Below are 21,020 nucleotides of genomic sequence, written 5' to 3' on the forward strand. Positions count from 1 at the left end.
TTTCCATACTTAAGTACTAGTAGGACTTTGCAAAATTCAAAATGCTTATGACATAATAACGCTTTATGAAACTACACAAAATCAGGCTTGCCCAGGCTTGAGACAATATCCCGTTGTTCTGGAGTAAGCTCAGATTTAATAGTTATAAGCATTTTGAATTTTGAATAGTATCCTTATTTCTAGGGGTATGTACTAGTCTCAATAATGAACCTCTAAGGCGAAATTCACTGTATATGGTTCCTCTACTGATTGCTGGTTACTAGCCTTGATAGCATCTAGATAGCGACGCAAATGCAACAGTTGTTGAGAATTGGGACGATAGGTGAGGCTCCCTTGTTTTTCAAAAAGTGGTGCTGTGGCGATCGCCTGATAGTCAGGATTTTCTTGTGAACTCTGGGTTAACCAAGTTGAATCTATAACTGAAGGTATCAATCCTGAAGGGAGTTCACCTTCCAAAAAAGCCAGCAGGCGTTGCTGACAAGTGCGGGTATTGATCCCGCGACTCTCAAATAACTGGATAACTTCACCGAAAGATAAGGGTCGATCTGGTAGCAGCCGCAGCAATTCTGTAAATAAGAAATAATCAGTGTACTGTTGTCTGGGTATATCTAATATCTGGGGATGTAAAGGCAGCATCGCTAAACCATAAGCAACCCGACTGCAATTAGGAGCGCCATTTTCGCCGAGATATAAATCTTGAATAATCTTGGTGCTGGGAAGTTTCTGCCTTAACCAACGGTTTACTGTCCCAACACAAGCCACACCACCAGTCAGGATAGCTTGATTAATAGATTCTGTCGGGATACCACGAGCTACCAATAATTTGTTGAGTTCTCGGTTCAGGCGGCGCACAAAGGGGATAAATACCTGGCTTTCTAAGTCTCGTCGCTGCAAAATCCACTGCTGATCGGCTAATTCTAGGGTAAAAGATTCTTGGTGCTGCAAAATCAGCTTTAGAGCTAGTGCCGCATCTAATACCGCCTGTCCCAGTAGAGAACTTTCTAGACGCTGCTGAAGACGAATCCGCGCGGTAATATCTGGTTCTCCGACTCTCGGTAGTTCTAATTCTTCCAAGCCCAAACTTTGCCAGCGCATTTGGTCTAAACCGGGAATTGACGGTTGCCATTGCCAAGGATTACTGCTAGTAGTTTTGCGATCGCTTTTTGTTTCTAGGCGTGATTGCCGAGATTTAGGTGGTAATAGCAACTGGCAAATAATATCTTGTTCAATTCCCTTGCCAGCATAAGCAAAACTATGGAGCATAAAATCATTGTATGTCAATTGCGGTAAGCTTTCTGGGACATCAACTAGCAACATTTCTGTGGCAGTTGTCCCAATGTTGATTACCAGAGTGTTACCAACAATCGGATGCTCGCTAGTTTTTGCCGGGTGAGAACCTTGACGTTGGCTTAATTTTACTTGCTCACCGTTAGCAGCATCGAGTTCTGGGAGTAAACTAGCGATCGCTTCTTCGATAAAAAAGACTTGCTGCGGATGTTGGATGAGTTTACTGGTAAGTAAAGCTTCCCGCACATTAAAGCGGTATTGTTCCGACCAGCTAGATGGACAGGTGCAAATCACACCAGCAATATTATTGATAATCTGCGGGAAATCTTGTTCGCTGATCCCAACAGCAGCAGCCATTAAACTAGGGGTAGTACAAGTTTTTTCGGATTTGAGAGTTAATAGTAGTTTAGAGAGCGATCGCACAACCCAAATTAAAGGCCCTGCTGAAAATTCATTTAATTGTAAAACAGGTTCCCATTTTTGCCGTTCCTTCTTATAGGGAATGGCTACTTGTAAATAGGGCTTCAACTGTGCCGAGTAGAGGTTATTTGTTGTCGAATCTGCTGTTGATTTACGTGTTGTCGGAGGAGCCGAGTGGTCAGGTGCTTTATCTTGAGCAACAGCCGCAGGTGCTGTCTGCTCATTGACTTCTATATTTACACTTTCACCCTGGGGTATCGAAGCTGTAGGAAGATAAACCTCTGTTGGCAAACGAAATGATTCCTGGAAGGAACTTGTTCCCGGCGGATTTTCTGCTGACCAGTAGATAGGATGTACAACAAAAGTCGAGCGATTTAATAATGCGGCAGAAATTCCGGTTGTACCTAAATCAATTCCTAAATACCAAACTGGTTCTAGAACATTGGGCGAAACTTCTGGATTATTGATGGGGTTGGAAATTGAAGATACAAAACTGTCTTGAATGGGAGTTGTGATTTCTTTTTTTTCTTCAGTTTCTACCTGGGGAACTGTCAAACTTGATAAATTCGCAGTTGAGGTATTTTCTGTTTGCGGCTCAGGGTAAGTTGTAGGAATTGTGTCTTGAGTTTTATCAATTAGTTCCGAGACAATATCCAAATTGGTAGCTGGTTGCGAATTAGAATTTAACTGCTGATCAAAATTAGCCAAATCTCGATCTAATTGCTGCAACTGTTCTTCATCTAAAGAAATATCAGGTACAACTGGAGTCTGGTTTAACTCAACAGAAAGCAAGTTTTCTTGTGGTGAAGCAGCAATGTAGCTATCTAAAAAAGGGTCTGGCGGATCATTGTTGCTCAATATTTCCGGTGGAGCGATACCTTCGGTGGGCTTCTCTACGAGAGGCTGCGCGTAGCTTGCTTCCCCGTAGGGGTATGCCAAAGCAATTTCTGCTGCTTTCGGAGTAACTGGTGCTGTACTTGTGCCATCCTCCATAAAGGATGATACTTCCAGCAATTCCTGCTCACTACCTGCACCAGTCAATAGATCAGTTAGCGTATTAATTGTATCAACACTAGCTGGCTGAGTGTCGAGTTGCGTGGGGAAACTGTCTGTTTGTGGTGTAGAAAAGCTCAGAGGCGAATCTAGCTCAGTATCCTCTGCAAAAAATAGTTCTTCCTGTGGCTCTGATAATAAATTTGTGGCTTCTACTAAAGACTCTTGAGCTGAAATACCTGTATCTGGTGTCACAACCGCAGAATCAACGTTTTGAGGGACAGATGGACTCTCAGCGATTGTCAACGTTGATTGGGAGGCTGTGGAAGCAGATAAGTCATTTGTCAATACATCAAGGCTTGGGTTATCAACATCACCAGTACTAAATAAACTGGCGTAAAGTTGGTCTACTTCATCACCAACTAATGCAGAAATATTTTGCGATAATTCGGTCAGATTTTCGGAAGATTGAGACGAGTCTATACCAAGCTGCAACAGCACTGCATCTAGATCCTCTGTGAGGGTAGTATCCTGTTGCTCAGAATTGATTGTGAGTGGAGATGAAGTTTCTGGCAGGATTGCCTCTAGGGGTTGAGATGCAGCTTCAGCGGCAATCTCGGTTGGTTCAGGCAATGATGGTGATATATCAGATTCTACCCTCAGCAAAGATGGCGGTGAAATAGGGGATTGTTGCTGTAAATGCTGGGTCAAATTGTTGAGAAAGCTGGCCATCAACTGTTCGCCTTGCATTCCCTTGCTATGCATTCTTGCCAGTGCTTGCGACAGTGATTCGTAATAAGTATTAATATTGCGCTGTAGTGCCTCAAAGACTACATTCACAGTGCCATCTAGTGATAATAGGCGTTGATCCAACTCCCTCGCTAGCTGGGTTAACTGCTCTACACGGTCTACTGATTCTAATAAAGGTTGAGTTACAGAGGTAGCGTGATTAGTTGCTTCTGAAGAAATGGCAGAATTTTCCCCTGGTTGTGCTAACAGTGGCGTTACAGTTGGCACCAGCCGATTCATGAGTACCTGTAAAAACTCGGTAATCATTTGATCTTGGTTTGTCAACTGTTGCGCTAAGGAGTAGTTTTGCAATCGCCTTTGCTCTAGTTGCCTAATTTCTTGTATGAGAGTGGCTCGCTCTTGCAATAGCCCTTCTAATTCCGATCGCAATGGCTGGATCAAGCTCGAAAATTCACTTTTTAATTGTCCGGCTGCAACAGGACTCTGTTCCTGATTGGATTCGAGCGGCGGTAGGGGATACTGGTTATAACCTCGCTCAACAAATTTTGTTAATAAAGGCGAACGCGGTTCTTCGGAAGAATTATTTGGGATATCGCTCTCTAATGCTTCTTTTTCTTGGAGCCTTACCAAGAAGTTGCGAATTCGTTCTAAAACTTCTTTAGGTTCCTGCCCCTGACCAGACAGAAATCTAGACAAGCGCTTGCCACCACTGGCAAGTAAGTTGTCAATGTCTGCGATCAGCTTTTGAATTTCATCTGCACTGGAAGTCACTTTTATTACCTTACCTAAAAACGTATATCAACTAATGTGACAATTAATTTACAGTCACCATACCTCTGCGAGGAAGTAAGCTCCCATCTGAGAAGTTTTGAGTGGCAAAAGCTTCTATTGGGACTTGTGACTGTCATTATGTTATGGATTACTGGGAGTCGTGGCAATCTTCAGTCAGCGTTTGTTTAAGAAGCTTTGTTTTGCCGCTGATTAGTTGCCCATTTTTGAAAATGGACATGGGGAAACAAACTCTTTTTCTGGTATAATAGTACATCTTGATATCAATGCCGTAAGCGAAAATCAAGCTCATAAGTACACGTCGCAAAAAAAAGATTTATTTGAGTCTTGAGAATCATGACTCCCGCCCTTGGAGGGAATGCAAGACAATAGGACTATGATGTTCTCTTGGCTATTCGTGATTAATTGAGAAGCCCTGACCACACCGCCTAGCGGTTGGTGTGTGGTAGTTCATCTAATCAAGTTTGCAGTGCAGCTAGCGCTTGAGCAATACAACTGCCGGCTATAAACTACTTTTTGCAAAACTTTTACCCCGTTTAAACTTATAGGTAAATGATTATTTTAGAAAAAGGTTCTTGTCGTATTCTTATGTAGCATAGTTTAGTTTTCTCTCTTAAAGGGAGCTGTGCTTTGATGACTAAGGCTAGAAATGGCGCTCTTGTTTGTTGTGTGTACATAGCAGCTTCAATAAAAATGTCGTAATGGAAGACCGATATAGCTTGCAAGCACAGGCTAATCCCTGGATGATCACCTCCGCTCCCTTTTTTCAAGGGTTGCCAGAACCTGCTGTGGAATCAGCCCTTATCCATCTTGTTACCCGCACTCACCCTGCCAATCAGGTAATTCTGCTAGAAAATGACTGGGGTGGTTCTGTGTATTTTATTATGGACGGATGGGTCAAAATCCGCACCTACAATCTGGAAGGAAAAGAGGTAACGCTAAATATTCTTGGTAAAGGGGAATTATTTGGTGAAATGGCAGCGCTAGATGAAGTTCCTCGCTCCACAGATGTGATTACCTTAGCTCCAACAGTAATTGGCAGTATGCCTGCTCAGGATTTTGTCAAGTTACTTCAGATAGAACCCTTGGCTGGAGTTCGATTAGCGCAATTAATGGCACGACGTTTGCGGCAAGTCAATCGCCGATTGCGTCTGCGGGAATCTGATAGCCAGTCACGAGTGGCAGATACGTTGCTATTTTTGGCAGAAGGACAGGGAAAAAAAGGGCAAACAGGAACCGAAATCCCCAATTTACCTCATCGAGAATTGAGTAGTTTGAGTGGACTGGCACGGGAAACTGTGACACGAGTATTGACAAGGCTAGAAAAAAAAGGCTTGATTAAACGGGATCAAGACACTATTTGTATTCCCGATTTGTCAGCCTTGGAAAGAATGATAGTTTAAGAACTTGTCAAATATGAGTATTTTAGATTCTCTGCCAGATGAACCGGAGGAAGAACCATCAACTGAATCTTCAACTCCCCACAATCATTGGTTAGACAAAGAACAACAGTTAATGCCTCCTCAACTCAAGGCTGATGCGCCGTTGAGGATGGTAGAAACGGCATTTTTAGCCAGTACTGCTAGCTTAATTTGGTTTATTAATTTCTATTTTCCCTTGGGCCCAGTTTTACGGATATTTTTTCCGGTTCCCATCGCTCTAGTTTATCTGCGTTGGGGCAAGCGTGCGGCATGGATGGCAGCACTCACTTCTGGGTTACTGCTGACTGTACTGATGGGGCCAGCCCGTAGTTTGCTGTTTGTCATGCCCTACGGGTTTATGGGCGTGCTTTTGGGAGCGACATGGTATCGTCGTCGTGTTCCCTGGATTGTTTCTATCACCTTGGGTACGCTGCTGGGTACTTTGGGGGTCTTTTTTAGACTGTGGTTGCTGTCTGTTTTGTCGGGTGAAGACCTGTGGATTTATGTGATTACCCAAGTGACTGAGTTCATTGAGTGGGTATTTTTAAAGCTGAGTTTATTGGCGAGTCCCAGCGTGTTTTTGATTCAAGTGGGAGCAATCGCTCTAATTTTACTCAACAACTTTATCTACCTTTTTGTGGTACACCTCGCAGCATGGTTTCTTTTTGACCGTCTAGGCAATCCCATTCCCCGTCCACCACGCTGGGTACAAGTCCTCATGGATTATGAGGGATAGTTATTAGTCATTAGTCATTAGTCATTTGTCCTTGGTTAAATAATTAGTCCTAACTAATTCCCAATGCCCAATTCCCAAATTCGTATTTATACCCAAAAAGAACAAGGTGAAGAATGGCTGCGACGATATCGTGGTTGTCTGCCCGTATTTGGATGTGTTTTAGGATTTACTGAAACTGGTTTAATTCCAGGGATTTCCGCAGCCGGTCGAACTCCAGAGGATCGGAAATATACCGCTTGTGCAGATGCTGAGTTTTTGTATTACGGCCCAGAACATAAGCCCCAACATCCCCTACCACCATTAGCGGCTGGGGCTTCACCTGTGCTGATTTCTCGCGCTGTTTTTGAGTCGCTAAAGATACCAGTTCATTTGTTTAATGCTGGTTTACCCCACCCTCCGGCTGTGCCATTAATTGACTTGGGTGGCGCTTCTGCTAAGTGTTTAAGTGGAGGCGCTGCTATGGAAATTACAACAGTACACCACTTGTTTAAACAAGGGCTACTTTGGGGAGAACGCCTTGCTGCCAATATGCAACAGAGTTATGTGATTTTTGGTGAGTGCGTCGTCGGAGGTACTACAACTGCCCTGGCAATCTTAACTGCCTTGGGCATAGATGCTGCCGGAAAAGTTAACAGTAGCCACCCTATTTGTAACCACGGGCAAAAGTGGGCACTAGTGCAAGCAGGGTTAGAGAAAGCAGGGAGCAGGGGGCAGGATGAGATATTTCAATCTCAAATCATGACTTCCATAGATCCGCTAAAAATCGTCGCTGCTGTGGGCGATCCCATGCAGGTGGTGGTAGCTGGGATGGCGATCGCAGCTAGTCGTAGTTGTGGTGTAATGCTTGCCGGTGGGACGCAAATGCTGGCGGTTTATGCTCTGATGAGTGCGATCGCTCAAGCTTACGCCTTATCATGGCAACCAGAAGCAGTAGTTATAGGCACAACTCGTTGGGTAGCAGAAGATCCTACTGGCGCTACAGTTGACTTAGCCCTCAGCTTAGAAAAAGGCAACTTGACTCCGAGTGGAAGAACCCCTCCCCTATTAGCAACTGATCTCAGCTTTGCTGATTCTCGTTATCCTCAACTGAGAGCTTATGAGCAGGGCTTTGTGAAAGAAGGTATGGGTGCTGGGGCAGCTTGCATAGCCGCCCATCTTGGCCAAAATTGGCAGCAAGACCAACTTTTAGCAGCTATTGAATCTCAGCTTGAACGGTTAGGTACAGCATTTCATTAATTTATAGGGAATTAAATTTGTCGGGACTTTGCATCCCTCTGCGCTTTCTTAAAAACTTCCATTTGTTTCATAGTGAGGAATGCACTAAAAGCTTATTATCGTACACATCACACTATTACATATATTTACGTAATAGTGTGTTTTGCTTTTCATCAATTTGATAGTTGGATTAGTTGCTTATACTTAAATATATGCCCACAAAACCATCACTTGATATTGAGCCTAAAGGCTTGCCTTCCATACCTCCAGGCATTTTTAATTCGTTGAACTTAGGTTAAATTTAATGAATTCTTTCTCTAAGTAATTGTTCTTCCAAGGCAGCAATGCGATTGTATGCTGCTGTTAACTGCGCTGTTAGTCGTTGTATTTGAATTTCTGGTGTTATATTATCTCCGCTTTGACGATGCATATCTAGATAAATACCATCTGTTAATACATCCTTGTGTTCCATTTCTGGGTTTAAACTGACACGTCTGAGCTGATAGCCTCCAGCCGCACCATTTTCCTGATAATTATCCTTTACTTGTGTATTTGCTGTAGAACACTCTGAGAAAGTTTGAGTGACTTTAGCATCAAGTTGCTCAATTACTTGACAGAGGGCATCCAGTTTTTCGCTTAAAGTCAGGATCTGTTGCTGTAATAGCTCCATTTAATACCTTTATCCGTACATTTTCTATATGTTATTCAATTTACTCCCAACCTTAACGATACTTCTGGATTATTTAAGTATTGATAATTTTTGGTGCAAATGTGACATTTAAATCATTATTTCTAAATGTAGGTAAAGTTTGACTACAAGTACCACTAATGAAATTTATGGAGATAAATTCACTTTTAGGAAGTAATTTGCTGATAAAGTTGCTATTTTGAGTCAAATATTCCAAATTATCGGTATTAACCACAGAAAACTCCAATAATTTTCCAACTCCGCTTTTTCACCTAGTCAGCCTCTGGTGAATCTCTGCTTAATATTAGGTATAATCAAAAATCTTAAATCCAAAATCAATGGATCGACGGTCTTTTTTGCTCGGTACAAGCACACTGGCACTTTCACAACTGCTTTTTGGCTGTGGTGGAAACAGGCAGACGCAACTAAAAGTACAGTTATTAAAAGGTTCTATACCTGGTCAGGTGGTGAATCAGTTCCACAAAGGTTTGCAGCAACAGGTGCAGTTAAAGTTTGCCCCAGTCGAGCAGATAGAGGATTTATTTCAGCAATTACAAAATTGGCAGAAAAAACCAAAAGCCACCGATGAACAAGGATGGAGTCGCTTTATACCCTTTAGGCAGGGTCAAAAAACGGCTGATGCAGACCTCGTGACATTGGGAGATTACTGGCTAAAAGCAGCGATTGAGCAGAAACTGATTCAACCACTCCAAGAGTTACAGGGAAACCAATTAAAGCAATGGTCTGCTTTAGATGAAAAGTGGAAAAAATTAGTAACACGCGACGACCAAGGTAACTTGGATACTCAAGGGAAAGTGTGGGGCGCGCCTTATCGGTGGGGTACCACGGTGATTGTTTATAACCGTGACAAGTTGCGAGAATTCGGATGGACACCCAAAGATTGGAGTGATTTGTGGCGAGATGGAATGCAGCAGCGCATTTCCCTACTTAATCAACCACGAGAAGTTATTGGTCTGGTCTTAAAGAAGCTAGGCAAATCTTACAATACAGAGAATCTTGACCAAGTACCAAACTTGGAAAAAGAATTACAGACATTAAACCAACAGGTGAAGTTCTACAGTTCCAATAACTACTTAGAACCTTTAATTATGGGAGACACCTGGCTAGCGGTTGGTTGGTCAAGCGATGTACTGCAAGTTCTGGGACGTTATCCGCAACTTGGCGCAGTTATACCCCAGTCAGGAACAGCAATGTGGGCGGACTTGTGGGTGCGTCCCGCAGGTATTGATAAGGGTACTTTATCAGATCAATGGATTGATTTTTGTTGGCAACCAAGTACAGCTAAACAAATTTCGGTGCTGACTAAAAGTAATTCGCCAATTTCTACAAATATTGCCGCTTCCGACATCCAAGAACCATTACGGAGTTTGTTACAGAGCGATGTCTACGACGGGCTACGCCTACGCGAAGTTTTGGATAAAAGTGAATTTTTACTTCCCTTACCGCCATCTGCAATAAAACAATACGAGTCTTTGTTCGCCAAAATGAAGGTTTAATTGGTCATGGGGCATTGGGGCATTGGTTATTAATTATTCTCTTCCGCTCCCTCATCCCTCATTCTCTGCTCCCCTACCCCCTGCCTCACCTGCTTATCCCAACCATATTGCCTCATCTCCCCACTCCCCACTATCTAATTGTCTAGAGTGAACGCTGTAAGCCTATCTTGTTCTTAACAGTTGTTTGGATACTGCATAAAGCTGGACTTGTACTAAAGTTGCAAGTGTAAGTTGCTAAGGGTTCCTTTTGATAGTTAAATACCCGGACATTGTAACCAAAGTTACGTGCAGCGCTACCCAAGCGATTTACGAAGTCGTAGCGCTCTATATACTCTAGTAAGCTCCAAATTTGCTGATTCACGATCAAGTCTACTCGTGCAGGTTCTTTGCCAGAAGCTGGATATGCTATCCAATTATCTAATAGCTTTCTCTCAGAGTTTTGTTGTGCCCACCATAAACTCGGAACAGTTAATCCTTGTGGATGAATTGTGTTAGCTGTGATTACATAGTCTTTTGGCTTGGTCAATAAATCTAGTTCTAAAGGCGCACTCGAAGGCGACGGTATCAGGCGGGTTTGCGCTAGCGAGGGCGACGGGATTAGTAAAGTGGTGAGGGCAATGGTTAGTAGTAATGAAAATGATGTTTGGCGTTGGCGCAGCCCGCCGCAGGCATCGCACAATTTAGGTATATGCATAGCTGATACTAATTCGTAATTAAGGCATTAGTAAAAATTCGCACAATTTAAACTTTAATGGCAACGATGCGAATTATTCAATAGTCTGATGTTTAACTTTCTTGTTGATACAGCGTCGGCTTGAGATGTTCCTCCAGGACGCGAATTAATTGTATTTGTTGCTCACCGAAGAGAGCAGGGGAGGCAGGAGAAGAAGAGAAGCAGGGGGGAAGAAAATACCTCTCCTGCTCAGAAGGAGTCTGAAGCTAGGCTGTTGACTTTGTTGGTTTTAAGGCAAAATTATTTCATGCAATAATGATGTTCTTAAATGCTCCTAAAGCACTTTCCCAAGCTGGGTGTTCATAAAATGAATTATGAGCGCAATGCAGATACTCTCATAGGGCCACGAGTTACGCCCAATTGATTTTGCAGCTTCAACTCGCGCCATAGTTGGGAACCTGTAATTTCACCTTGCAATAATTGACGATAGCGATGTATTATTTTAGTCACTTGATCAGGGGTTTCATTTACAAACTCGATACGAAAGTGACGTAATCCCATCTCTATCAGACGCTGTACGTACTCGGCTCCAGTTTGGGCTGTACCGTTAAATACAGTATTGCGGCAACCTACATCTGCCTTGAGGACATGTTCGCTGCCTACACGATCTTTTAATTTTACTTCCTGCTTTTCACAAGGTCGTCCACAGTTAGTATGATCTGTACCTGTCGATAGAAAAGCACAGAATACGCAGTGTTCCATGTGAAACATCGGTATATGTTGATGGATTGTCACCTCAAACCACTGGGGTGGACAACTGGTAAGCAGGTCTTGCAGTTGGGTAATATTCAGGTCATAAGATGCCGTCAACCGTTCTAAAGCAAAGCGTTGCTGAAAGTAGTCTGCCGTCAAGGGGTTAGCAACATTGAGCGAAAAATCTCCAATACAACGGTCTTGAGAAAAGAATTGCAATTGGTCATAGTTTCGTATCAGATAGCCATCTGCTTCACAGGTACGTACCTGCTGCAAAATCCAATTTTCACCAGGTTTAGTAATTCGGGGTGGTGCAACCCAGATTGTGGGGAGTGGTGAGTTATCAGTTAAAAGTGAAGAATTGTCTGCTTTGTTTTTTTGCTGTTGTTGGCGAACCATTTGCACCGCTTCTCGGTAGGTGCGAGGATCTTCAAATTCACAGTAAAGTGTTTCAATCCCAGCTTTGAGGGCGGCTTGGAGTTGCTTGAGGTTTCGTACTAAGACGATCAGTGAAGGAGAGGAGAGGGATAAGGAAGATGAAGAGGGAAGTAAATCTTGGAAAGAGACATCAGAACGTAATTGCCAGCGTTTAGGTTGACTTCGTAATTCTTCCAACTGCACCACAATTTCCCGCCGCATCCGGTTCAATTCACTTACGGGTAGCATAAGGGAAGTGCTGAGGTGGTTGGTTAGTTTTTCCAAAACGAAAGGCGTGTTACCGAGACGACCGAATTGTTCTTGTAAACGTTCTGTATCTAAGGGTTTAGTGTGCGCCTCCACCAGAGAAATTGCAGATTCTACCTGGACAATATTACCAAGTCGATCGCGGGCGATCGCAATCAATGGCTGACCAATTTCTCCATAAACCTCAACATCAATGGGACGCTGAAATTGTGGATTCTCGCCGACAAAACTTTGACGCAGTTGCTTATCGAGTTCGGGATCGCTGGTTTTCCAAATGCGATCGCCTATATGCACTCGGCGTAGGTTCAAGTCATTTTGACCAAAGGTCAGCATTGCTTCTTTACCCTTGGACACCACAGCATAAACCCGGCCGCCTTCTTCCTTTGCTTCTGGATGACCGCAGTCAAATACAATTCCATCCCCTGGTTTTACAGGTGCTTCCAGTTTGACTGTCACCTGTTCGTTGTGGATGCGGGTGACTTCACCTAAATAAACCCCACGTTTTTTACCAAAGCGGGCGTGAACTAGTTCTTGATTATTAATCCCGCCAAACCAACCCGTGTAGAGTCCGCGAGAAAATGCCATCTCTAGGTTGTAGTGTTCTTGATTAAGTGGAAGATCCCCCCAACTCCCCTTAACAAGGGGCGCTATTTTCCCCCCTTTTGAAGGGGGGTTAGGGGGGATCTCCTCCATCACCCGATCTAGGGCTTGTCGATAAACACGGGTGACATTAGCAACATACTCTGGAGCTTTTAGGCGACCTTCAATTTTGAGACAAGTTACTCCTGATTTCACCAAATCGGGCAAAACATCTAACCCTGCTAAGTCTTGAGGACTGAGTAAATATTTGCGTTCTTTTAAATTTACAACTTCCCCATCAGCGATTAAATCGTAGGGCATCCGGCAAGCTTGGGCACATTCACCTCGGTTAGCAGAACGTCCGCCTAAAGCTTCGCTAGTCAAACACTGACCAGAATACGCCACGCACAAAGCACCATGAACAAAAACTTCCAAGGGCAGCGAAGTTTCTTGTTGGGCAATCTGCTGCTGAATTTTATTGATTTCCTGAAGAGAACATTCACGCGCCAGCACCACCAATTGACAGCCGAGGGACTTAGCAAATTCCACCCCAGCCGCACTAGTGATGGTCATTTGGGTGGAAGCATGGATGGGAAAATCAGGCGAGAGGTGACGGATGAGACGACAAATTCCGACATCTTGAACAATGACGGCATCCACACCTGCGGCAATAATTGTGCGGAGATATTGCTGCGCTTCTACTAATTCTTTGGGAAATATGAGTGTGTTGACGGTGACATAACCCTTTACGCCGCGACGGTGCAGAAATGTCATTAATTGGGGTAAGTCTGCCTCAGTAAAATTTTCTGCCCGCATTCTGGCGTTGAAGCGATCCAAACCGAAATAAATCGCATCTGCCCCATTTTCCACAGCAGCTTTAGCACAGTCCCAATTACCTGCTGGCGCAAGTAGTTCAGGACGTTGAAGAGAAGAAGGGGAAGAGAGGCGATCGCTTTTCATCAGATTTAGGGTTAAGTAGCACCATAGTGATTTTATCGAAGTTGGTGGGGGATGGTGCGATCGCTCTTTTGTATAGAACGAGCGATACACCAAAATAATTCCTGGGAATACTGAGATTAAGTCTATGTTGGCAAACAAATATGGTTAATCCTTTCACTCAGAAACCCGAACCATATCCGTTTAAGGGAGGAGATGCCTCGGAATACGAGGTATTCATAGGTAAAGCAGGTACTTGGTGTACCCGCCATCATTCGACTGGAGAGACAATCCAATCTGTTCAACCAGCTAATTTTGATATGTTTAACATTGCTAATCTGGGAGTAAATATACTCAATCTTGGTGTTGGCATTTACAATGCTGCTCAACTTCACAAGGTCACAAAGAAATTAGACCGAAATCATGAACAGATTCAATTATGTTTTAATAGCATTCAAAATGCCCTTACTGTTCAACACCGCACTCTTGAATTATTAATTTGCAATCAGTCTAACTTAGCACAGCAAATGAATATTTTACGTGAGGAAATGCGTACAGGTTTTCAAAATGTTGTAGCGGAAGTTAAAGATTTAGAAGCTCGTAGGTGTAGAGAAGAGTTTGAGACTCGAACCTTCAAATTACTTAAAGCTTATGAGCGGTTCAGTTATATGCTACCTGAATCACTGGAAGCAGATCAGCTTATTGAGAGAGCCGAAGATTTAGAAGCTTGGTTGAGAACTCAACTTAATCGTATTGATGCAGGAAAACCTGAAAGATTACCATTATTTGTGGCTCTTTCCTTTAGTGTCAGAGCTAAAGCTGATGCGTTTGAAGCTAAAGGAGGAGATTACACAAGTTTTGCTACTAAAGATATTGGTTTACTAATAAATCAACTTCGTGATGAAGCTCATGTATTTTGTGAAAGACGCAGTTTATATACTCTTGGGGTAGAAATGCCAGAAATCCTCTACCAATATGCCCTATTAAATCGAAGTCTTTGTAAGGGACGCAATTTACAGAGAAAATTAGACTCTAAAGTTATTTTTTCAGCAGAAGATGTGACTTGGAATGATGGGATGCACAAATTAAGAGAATTATTCAAACCCAATATTGAAGATATTGAATTAATAGACCTTGAACATCTTGAATTCATAGGTGGCAACCAAGATATTAAGCTAAATACTATAGCAGACTACGATTGGTACATACGTTTTGCAAATCAAGATAGATTAACTTTCAAAGTTCACTCTCGCCCCTCAATAAAACTTTCTGATATTCTGCGAAGCATAGGTCATCCAGAACCTCAGAGTGGGGGAATTGCAAAAACTACACTCAATACTCTTATGGCTTTTGCTCTGCCTGAAACAATGAAGAATATTTCCCAGCTTATACAAAACGAGTTTGAGTTAGAAAATTTTCCTAAACTTAGTGGTTTAAACAATTTAGATATACAGAAATAATAAATGAGCGATCGCTAAGTATGGTTATTCAATAGTCAAATGAGGATAATTGCTACTTGGTATACTTACCGGAATTTCTTTGGCAGCAATTCCATACTCATGGCAAAAGTTATGAAGTTTAAATAACTCCCTAGACAGAGGAAGCGTCTAAAACGATTATTTAGCATTCCAACATATACTAGTAACGTATATTTGACTAGAATTAAAGTGTTATAGTGATTATCGTTTGGATACCATCTACGGTAGGGGTTTACGGAAGTGCGCCTCTACTAAAGACATGGCAGTTTAGCTATAAGTTAATATCTACCGTTTTACGGGTATTAGAAAAATGAGGTTTAAAGACTGGGCGACTAGGGTGTTACTAATCTCGCTGATGTTCATGGCTGTAATTGTAGTGCTGCTAATTGGACGAGCGACAAAATTACAGAATAATCCGACAACATCCCATGTATCTAATCCACGGGTTATGGCCTTCAGTCAATATCCGCAGGTGCAATTCCAATCAGCGAAAGAGCCAGAGAAAAAATCTCAACGTGTTATCAAGTCCCCAGTCAAGACTAACAAGCCTGTATCAAGGTACATAACTACTCAAGCTTTTGCAAAGTACAGACCTAGTTATCAAGTTGCTTCGGTTGATCCTAGTAACTATGGAGAACGGTACGCCCAAGATGCTAATGGTATACCTCTTCACAACCAACCGATTATCGTCCTCCATGAAACTGGTTATTCTGCTTCTAGCGCCATTAATTTCTTTCAAGTAGCCCATAACGATGAAAGTGTACAGGCAAGTTACCACGCCTTAATCAAATTAGATGGAACGGTGGTTTATTTAGTACCGCCAGAAAAGCGGGCTTTTGGTGCAGCTAACTCAGTATTTGAGAGTCCACAGGGATTGGAAACTGTGCAGACCAATCCAAAGTTACCTGCATCTGTGAATAATTTTGCTTATCACGTTTCTTTGGAAACACCGCCAGATAGTTATGACAGTAACAGCCAACAAACCCATAGCGGCTACACGGAGGCTCAATATAAGTCTCTTGCTTGGTTAATTGCTCAAAGTCAAGTTCCAGACTATCGAATTACTACCCATCATCTCGTAGACCGTTCTGGTAAAAAAGTTGACCCAATAAATTTTGATGGTAATAAATTTCTGAGTTTACTTAATACTTTTCGTCAGGTTAGACCAATTTATAGAGCAAGTAAATAATTTATTCGTAATGACATGGCAAGACTAAAATGTTGCAAAAAATTGTAGGTTGGGGAGCCACTGCGTTGCACGGGTTTCCCGCATTGTAGCAAGTGGCGTTGGAGGCTGTGCGTAACCCACATTCTGATATATGTTGGGTTGCGCTCCGCTTCACCCAACCTACGTCTAATGCACTATTTTAGTCTTGCCATGCCACTACAAAATTTATTGAACCAGGCTATTTGCTAAAGCTATAGATTTGCTGCTTTTCTAGGCGATCGCTAATCGACGAAGGCAGTGTACCATCCGAGAATGTCTGCCGATCCAGTTGGACTTGTAAATTACTCAAGGGATCGCAACCAGAAGAAATCAGAAATTCTAGTTTCTGGATGTATGGCAAGGTGGCGAGGTTATCCAGAATTTGGAAGATAGCTTGTATATAAGGATGGCCACTTTGTTGATACCAATCAGAGCTAGCAACTTTTGCTTGATCAAAACCCAAGTGTACTGTCAAAGATGGCTCGTCAAATATAGCGATCGCTAACGGACGCGCTTCTTCTTGTAACAATAAATCATTACTTTTCGCTAAATGTCGCAGTTTTTCTAAGCGTTCATAACGTTCTGTCACAGCTTCCGGGTCATCTTGCCAATGGATTGCTACTGTCACCAGATAAGTCTGTAACAGCATGTGACCCAGCTTTTTCGCCTTTGTCGCTAGGTAATAAGAATTGTAGTCGGTTGCTTCAATTAACAATGGCACGCGATCGACTACTTCCAATCCATAGCCCTTAACTCCAGCAATCTTACGGGGATTATTGGTAATCAAACGAATCTTTTTGATGCCCAAATCCATCAGCATTTGTGCGCCCATCCCGTAGTCTCGCAAGTCAGCAGGAAATCCCAAACGCTCATTTGCTTCAACTGTATCCAGTCCCATATCCTGCAACGAGTAGGCTTTTAGCTTGTTAATCAAGCCGATGCCCCGCCCTTCTTGACGCAGGTATACAACTACACCTTGACCAGCAGCCTCAATCATCTTCAGCGCAGCTTCTAACTGCATCCGACAATCGCAGCGCAAAGAACCCAAAGCATCACCAGTTAAGCATTCTGAGTGCATCCGCACCATTACTGGCTCATCTTTGAAGTTACCTGGATCTCCTTTGACAATTGCAACGTGTTCTGTATTATCCAGGGTATGGCGGTAGGCGTAAATTTCAAACTGCCCGAATTGACTAGGCAGCTTAGTAATTACCTCACGATACACCAGGCGATCGTGCTGTAGGCGATAGCTGATTAAATCCGCAATACTAATTATTTTTAAATTGTGACGTTTGGCATATTCAAATAACTGTTGCAACCGCGCCATTGAACCATCGGGGTTTTGAATTTCACAAATTACCCCGGCTGGATATAGCCCTGCTAGTCGAGATAAGTCTACAGCCGCTTCCGTATGCCCTGCGCGTTTGAGTACACCGCCAGCTTTTGCCCGAATGGGGAAAATATGACCAGGACGACGTAAATCGGTAGGTTTTGTGGCTGGATTGAGAGTAACCTGGATAGTGCGGGCGCGGTCTTCTGCTGAGATGCCAGTCGTGACACCCAATTCTGGGCCAGCATCAATGCTAACAGTGAAGGCAGTTTGGTTAGGATCTGTAATGTTGCTTACCATCAAAGGTAAGTCTAGCTCGTCTAAGCGATCGCCTGTCATTGCTAAACAGATCAGCCCTCTAGCTTCCACCGCCATGAAATTAATCGTGTCGGGTGTGGCAAATTGGGCAGCACAAATTAAGTCGCCTTCATTTTCTCTATTTTCATCATCTACCACTACAATTACACGACCAGCTTTTAGGTCTGCTAAAGCGGCATCAATCGAATCAAATTTAAAAGCTTGGGTAGGATTAGGCTGTGACACAGAAAGATTTCCAGCTACCAACGTAAATTTTTTTTACAATTTCTTCTTTTAGATTGTAGCTCCTTTATAAGGCAGAGAAGTAGACTAGCAATGATTTGATAACAGGGCAAAAATTTTTGCCGTTCAAAATGGGGATTAAAAGTGCAGCGACAGCCAAGAATGAACAGGATAAGGGGGACAAATAGAATATTTTGTCACTTCGCCGCGTCCTCTTACTTTCCATCCAAAAAAAGTAGAGGGGTTTTAGGTGTTTTGTACGCTAAGAGTCTAGTCGCTGATATTGTTGATAGCTGAGAACGAATTAACTATTCATGGGATAAGGATTTCAGATCATGGGCAAATTTAGACGCGTACCCGTTGGGATTATTGGCGCGTCGGGCTATGGCGAAGTACAGTTAGTACGGCTACTGATGGATCATCCAGAAGTCGAACTGGTTTATTTAGGTGGTGAGAGTAGTATCGGTAAATCCTTTGGGGATTTGTACCCGCATCTGGCTCATGCCACTAATCTACCAATAGAAGCGGTAGAACCAGAACTAATTGCTCATCGCTGTGAAGTAGTTTTCCTGTCTTTACCAAATGGTCTGGCTTGCCAAATCGCGCCCAAACTATTAGAAAAAGGATGTAAAGTCCTGGATCTGAGTGCAGACTATCGGTTCAGGGATTTGACAACTTATACAAATTGGTATGGCATTGAGAGAAGCGATCGCACCATTGCAGCTACAGCAGTTTATGGATTACCAGAACTTTATCGCGATCGCATTGCCGAAGCTCAACTTATTGGCTGTCCTGGTTCCTATCCCACTGCTAGTCTCCTTGCACTTTCGCCACTCTTAAAGCAAGGCTTAATCGTCCCAGAAACAGCTATTATCGATGCCAAGGCTGGCACATCTAGCAGTGGACGGCAACCTCAAACCAACTTATTACTATCTGAAGCAGATAATTCCATCGCAGCTTTCAATATCGGCCGTCACCGTCATACCCCAGAAATTGAGCAAATTTGCAGTGACTTAGCTGGTCACGAACTGATGATCCAATTTACACCGCATCTTGTCCCAATGGTACGCGGTATTTTGGCAACGGTTTATGCCAAAATGAGCGATCCCGGTCTAGTGCGAGATGACTTAATCACAATTTTCTCAGCCTTCTACCGCAACTCTCCTTGGGTAAAAGTCTGCGGTAGCGGCATTTACCCTCAAACCAAATGGGCTAACGGCAGCAATCTTTGTTACATCGGCGTAGAAGTTGACTCGCGCACAGGTCGAGTGATTGTCATGTCGGCAATTGACAATCTAATTAAAGGGCAGGCGGGTCAAGCGATTCAATGTCTAAACCTAATGATGGGCTGGGATGAAACTTTGGGGTTGCCCAAGTTGGGGTTTTATCCATGATGGGGAATGGGGAATGGGGATTGGGAAAAATTCTTGCCCTAGTCCCTAGTCCCCAGTCCCTAGTCCCCAGTCCCTACTTCGGCCCTAAACCTACAGCACCAGCATAAACGGCGCGATCGCCTAGTTCATCTTCAATTCGCAGCAAGCGATTATATTTTGCTACCCGTTCACTGCGACAGAGGGAACCTGTTTTGATTTGACCGGCACGGGTTGCTACGGCTAAATCAGCGATCGTTGTGTCTTCGGTTTCACCAGAACGATGGCTAATTACTGAACGGATGCTGTTACGTGTTGCCAAATCAATCGTTTCCAAGGTTTCGGTGAGAGAACCAATTTGATTGAGTTTAATCAAAATGGCGTTAGCGGCTTTTTCCTGAATCCCTCTTTGCAAACGAGTAGCGTTCGTTACAAACAAATCATCCCCTACCAATTGCACCCGCGAACCTAACTTCTGGGTCAGCAATTGCCAACTTTGCCAATCTTCTTCATGTAAACCATCCTCAATTGAAACAATTGGGTATTGGTCAACAAGTTGTCCTAAATAATCAATAAACTCAGCCGGGGCGTGAGGTTTACCATCGTAAACATACTGACCATTTTTGTAAAATTCGCTAGCAGCCACATCCAAAGCCAAAGCTACTTCTTCACCTGGCTTGTAACCAGCTTTCTTAATGGCAGCAACCAGCAATTCCAAAGCCACTTGATTAGATTCTAGGTTCGGGGCAAAACCGCCTTCATCGCCTACACCAGTAAGCAAACCCTTCTCATCTAATACTTGACTGAGGGTAGCAAACACCTCTGCACCCCAGCGCAATGCTTCCCGAAAAGAAGTTGCGCCAATTGGGACAATCATAAACTCTTGAAAGTCCACGTTGTTTGATGCGTGTGCGCCACCGTTAATTACGTTCATCAATGGCACTGGGAGCAAATTCGCTAAAGGGCCACCCAAATAGCGATATAGAGGAATATCTAAAGATTCAGCACCTGCTTTGGCTGCTGCTAGAGAAACCCCCAAAATCGCATTTGCGCCCAAATTGGATTTGTTAGGAGAACCATCGATGGCGATCATAGTGCGGTCTAGGAGTTCTTGGTTGAGGGCATCCAAGCCTAGTAATTTTGGTGCAAGCGCTTCTTTGACGTTTTGTACTGCCTTGAGTACGCCTTTGCCCCCATAACGGCTTTTATCGCCATCACGCAGTTCATGAGCCTCAAAAGTGCCTGTGGAAGCACCACTGGGAACCTGCGCTAGTCCGACAACACCATTGGCTAAATGCACTTCGGCTTCAATTGTTGGTCTACCGCGTGAATCAAGAATTTCACGGGCTGCGATCGCTTCAATGGCAGTGTCTAAAAATTTACTCATCTGTACTTTATCCTTTATTCGAGTGTGTTACGCACCCAGTCCAGTTGCCTAACCCAATCGCTAGCTTATGCTGTTAAGAGACTTTATTGGCTGAGATTAAAGAAGATTTCCATTGTATGGATAGGGAACAAGACCAAAAACGGGTAAGGGAATCAATGAAGGCAGGAGGCAGGATAGCGCAGCGGTAGCGAGTCCGCGAGCGTCGGCAGGAGGCAGAAGGAAAACTAATTGCCCTCTCCTTCTTTCAATTAATTCTTTCCCTGATGG

At 43.4% G+C, this 21,020-nt stretch carries 13 protein-coding genes and 1 pseudogene; 8 read left to right on the forward strand and 6 right to left on the reverse strand.

All coding sequences use genetic code 11. The annotated features are described in order from the left end of the window. Positions 1–198: 198 nt before the first annotated feature. Positions 199–4,221 carry a hypothetical protein gene (locus G1O98_RS11285; protein WP_163928902.1) on the reverse strand — a complete coding sequence of 1,341 codons (4,023 nt, stop codon included), beginning with the start codon at positions 4,219–4,221 and terminating at the stop codon, positions 199–201. 719 nt (positions 4,222–4,940) lie between these two features. Between G1O98_RS11285 and G1O98_RS11290 the strand changes: the two genes are divergently transcribed. From G1O98_RS11290 to cobT, 3 genes are all read left to right on the forward strand, one after another. Then, positions 4,941–5,642, forward strand: coding sequence for a Crp/Fnr family transcriptional regulator (locus tag G1O98_RS11290; RefSeq protein WP_012409873.1), 702 nt, complete (start codon positions 4,941–4,943; stop codon positions 5,640–5,642). A gap of 13 nt (positions 5,643–5,655) precedes the next feature. Further along, positions 5,656–6,396, forward strand: a complete 741-nt coding sequence (locus tag G1O98_RS11295; RefSeq protein WP_163928903.1) for a DUF2232 domain-containing protein — start codon at positions 5,656–5,658, stop codon at positions 6,394–6,396. A gap of 63 nt (positions 6,397–6,459) precedes the next feature. Continuing rightward, the gene (cobT, locus tag G1O98_RS11300) at positions 6,460–7,632 is read left to right on the forward strand and encodes a nicotinate mononucleotide-dependent phosphoribosyltransferase CobT (RefSeq protein ID WP_163928904.1); all 1,173 of its coding nucleotides are present in this window, start codon (positions 6,460–6,462) and stop codon (positions 7,630–7,632) included. A 280-nt stretch (positions 7,633–7,912) separates the two neighbouring features. Here the strand turns inward: cobT and G1O98_RS11305 are convergent, their stop codons facing one another. Then, entirely contained in the window at positions 7,913–8,281 is a 369-nt protein-coding gene (locus tag G1O98_RS11305; protein ID WP_163928905.1) for a hypothetical protein, read from the reverse strand. Between the two features lie 356 nt (positions 8,282–8,637). Between G1O98_RS11305 and G1O98_RS11310 the strand changes: the two genes are divergently transcribed. Further along, the gene (locus tag G1O98_RS11310; protein WP_175586631.1) at positions 8,638–9,816 is read left to right on the forward strand and encodes an extracellular solute-binding protein; all 1,179 of its coding nucleotides are present in this window, start codon (positions 8,638–8,640) and stop codon (positions 9,814–9,816) included. Positions 9,817–9,958: 142 nt separating this feature from the next. Here G1O98_RS11310 and G1O98_RS11315 read toward each other — a convergent pair whose 3' ends face one another. Both G1O98_RS11315 and G1O98_RS11320 read right to left on the reverse strand, forming a co-directional pair. Next, positions 9,959–10,510: a hypothetical protein gene (locus G1O98_RS11315; protein ID WP_243458404.1), complete on the reverse strand. Its 552-nt coding sequence runs from the start codon at positions 10,508–10,510 to the stop codon at positions 9,959–9,961. Between the two features lie 351 nt (positions 10,511–10,861). Next, a complete protein-coding gene (locus tag G1O98_RS11320) occupies positions 10,862–13,465 on the reverse strand; it encodes a U32 family peptidase (protein WP_163928920.1) in 2,604 nt (867 codons plus the stop codon). A 296-nt stretch (positions 13,466–13,761) separates the two neighbouring features. Between G1O98_RS11320 and G1O98_RS11325 the strand changes: the two genes are divergently transcribed. From G1O98_RS11325 to G1O98_RS11335, 3 genes and pseudogenes are all read left to right on the forward strand, one after another. Then, complete coding sequence (locus G1O98_RS11325; protein ID WP_163928906.1) at positions 13,762–14,901, forward strand: hypothetical protein; 1,140 nt, start codon at positions 13,762–13,764, stop codon at positions 14,899–14,901. A gap of 20 nt (positions 14,902–14,921) precedes the next feature. Continuing rightward, positions 14,922–15,014 (forward strand): annotated as a pseudogene (locus G1O98_RS39875) (type II toxin-antitoxin system HicB family antitoxin); the annotation flags it as partial. 215 nt (positions 15,015–15,229) lie between these two features. Continuing rightward, complete coding sequence (locus G1O98_RS11335; RefSeq protein ID WP_163928907.1) at positions 15,230–16,108, forward strand: peptidoglycan recognition family protein; 879 nt, start codon at positions 15,230–15,232, stop codon at positions 16,106–16,108. Positions 16,109–16,325: 217 nt separating this feature from the next. On the opposite strand, the gene ribBA is transcribed toward G1O98_RS11335, so the two are convergent. Then, entirely contained in the window at positions 16,326–17,999 is a 1,674-nt protein-coding gene (gene ribBA / locus G1O98_RS11340) for a bifunctional 3,4-dihydroxy-2-butanone-4-phosphate synthase/GTP cyclohydrolase II (protein ID WP_163928908.1), read from the reverse strand. 332 nt (positions 18,000–18,331) lie between these two features. On the opposite strand from ribBA, the gene argC reads away from it, so the two are divergent. Beyond that, positions 18,332–19,390 (forward strand): N-acetyl-gamma-glutamyl-phosphate reductase, encoded by a 1,059-nt coding sequence (gene argC / locus G1O98_RS11345; RefSeq protein WP_163928909.1) that lies wholly within the window; start codon positions 18,332–18,334, stop codon positions 19,388–19,390. Positions 19,391–19,463: 73 nt separating this feature from the next. Here argC and eno read toward each other — a convergent pair whose 3' ends face one another. Next, a complete protein-coding gene (eno, locus tag G1O98_RS11350) occupies positions 19,464–20,753 on the reverse strand; it encodes a phosphopyruvate hydratase (RefSeq protein WP_163928910.1) in 1,290 nt (429 codons plus the stop codon). Positions 20,754–21,020 lie beyond the last annotated feature (267 nt).

The sequence above is a fragment of the Nostoc sp. UIC 10630 genome, from assembly GCF_010747425.1.
Classification (GTDB): domain Bacteria; phylum Cyanobacteriota; class Cyanobacteriia; order Cyanobacteriales; family Nostocaceae; genus Nostoc.

Coding starts and splice junctions, on each gene's coding strand:
- G1O98_RS11290 (WP_012409873.1), top strand. CDS start 4,941: ATGGAAGACCGATATAGCTTGCAAGCACAGGCTAATCCCTGGATGATC.
- G1O98_RS11295 (WP_163928903.1), top strand. CDS start 5,656: ATGAGTATTTTAGATTCTCTGCCAGATGAACCGGAGGAAGAACCATCA.
- cobT (WP_163928904.1), top strand. CDS start 6,460: ATGCCCAATTCCCAAATTCGTATTTATACCCAAAAAGAACAAGGTGAA.
- G1O98_RS11305 (WP_163928905.1), bottom strand. CDS start 8,281: ATGGAGCTATTACAGCAACAGATCCTGACTTTAAGCGAAAAACTGGAT.
- G1O98_RS11310 (WP_175586631.1), top strand. CDS start 8,638: ATGGATCGACGGTCTTTTTTGCTCGGTACAAGCACACTGGCACTTTCA.
- G1O98_RS11315 (WP_243458404.1), bottom strand. CDS start 10,510: ATGCATATACCTAAATTGTGCGATGCCTGCGGCGGGCTGCGCCAACGC.
- G1O98_RS11320 (WP_163928920.1), bottom strand. CDS start 13,465: ATGAAAAGCGATCGCCTCTCTTCCCCTTCTTCTCTTCAACGTCCTGAA.
- G1O98_RS11325 (WP_163928906.1), top strand. CDS start 13,762: ATGTTTAACATTGCTAATCTGGGAGTAAATATACTCAATCTTGGTGTT.
- G1O98_RS11335 (WP_163928907.1), top strand. CDS start 15,230: ATGAGGTTTAAAGACTGGGCGACTAGGGTGTTACTAATCTCGCTGATG.
- argC (WP_163928909.1), top strand. CDS start 18,332: ATGGGCAAATTTAGACGCGTACCCGTTGGGATTATTGGCGCGTCGGGC.
- eno (WP_163928910.1), bottom strand. CDS start 20,753: ATGAGTAAATTTTTAGACACTGCCATTGAAGCGATCGCAGCCCGTGAA.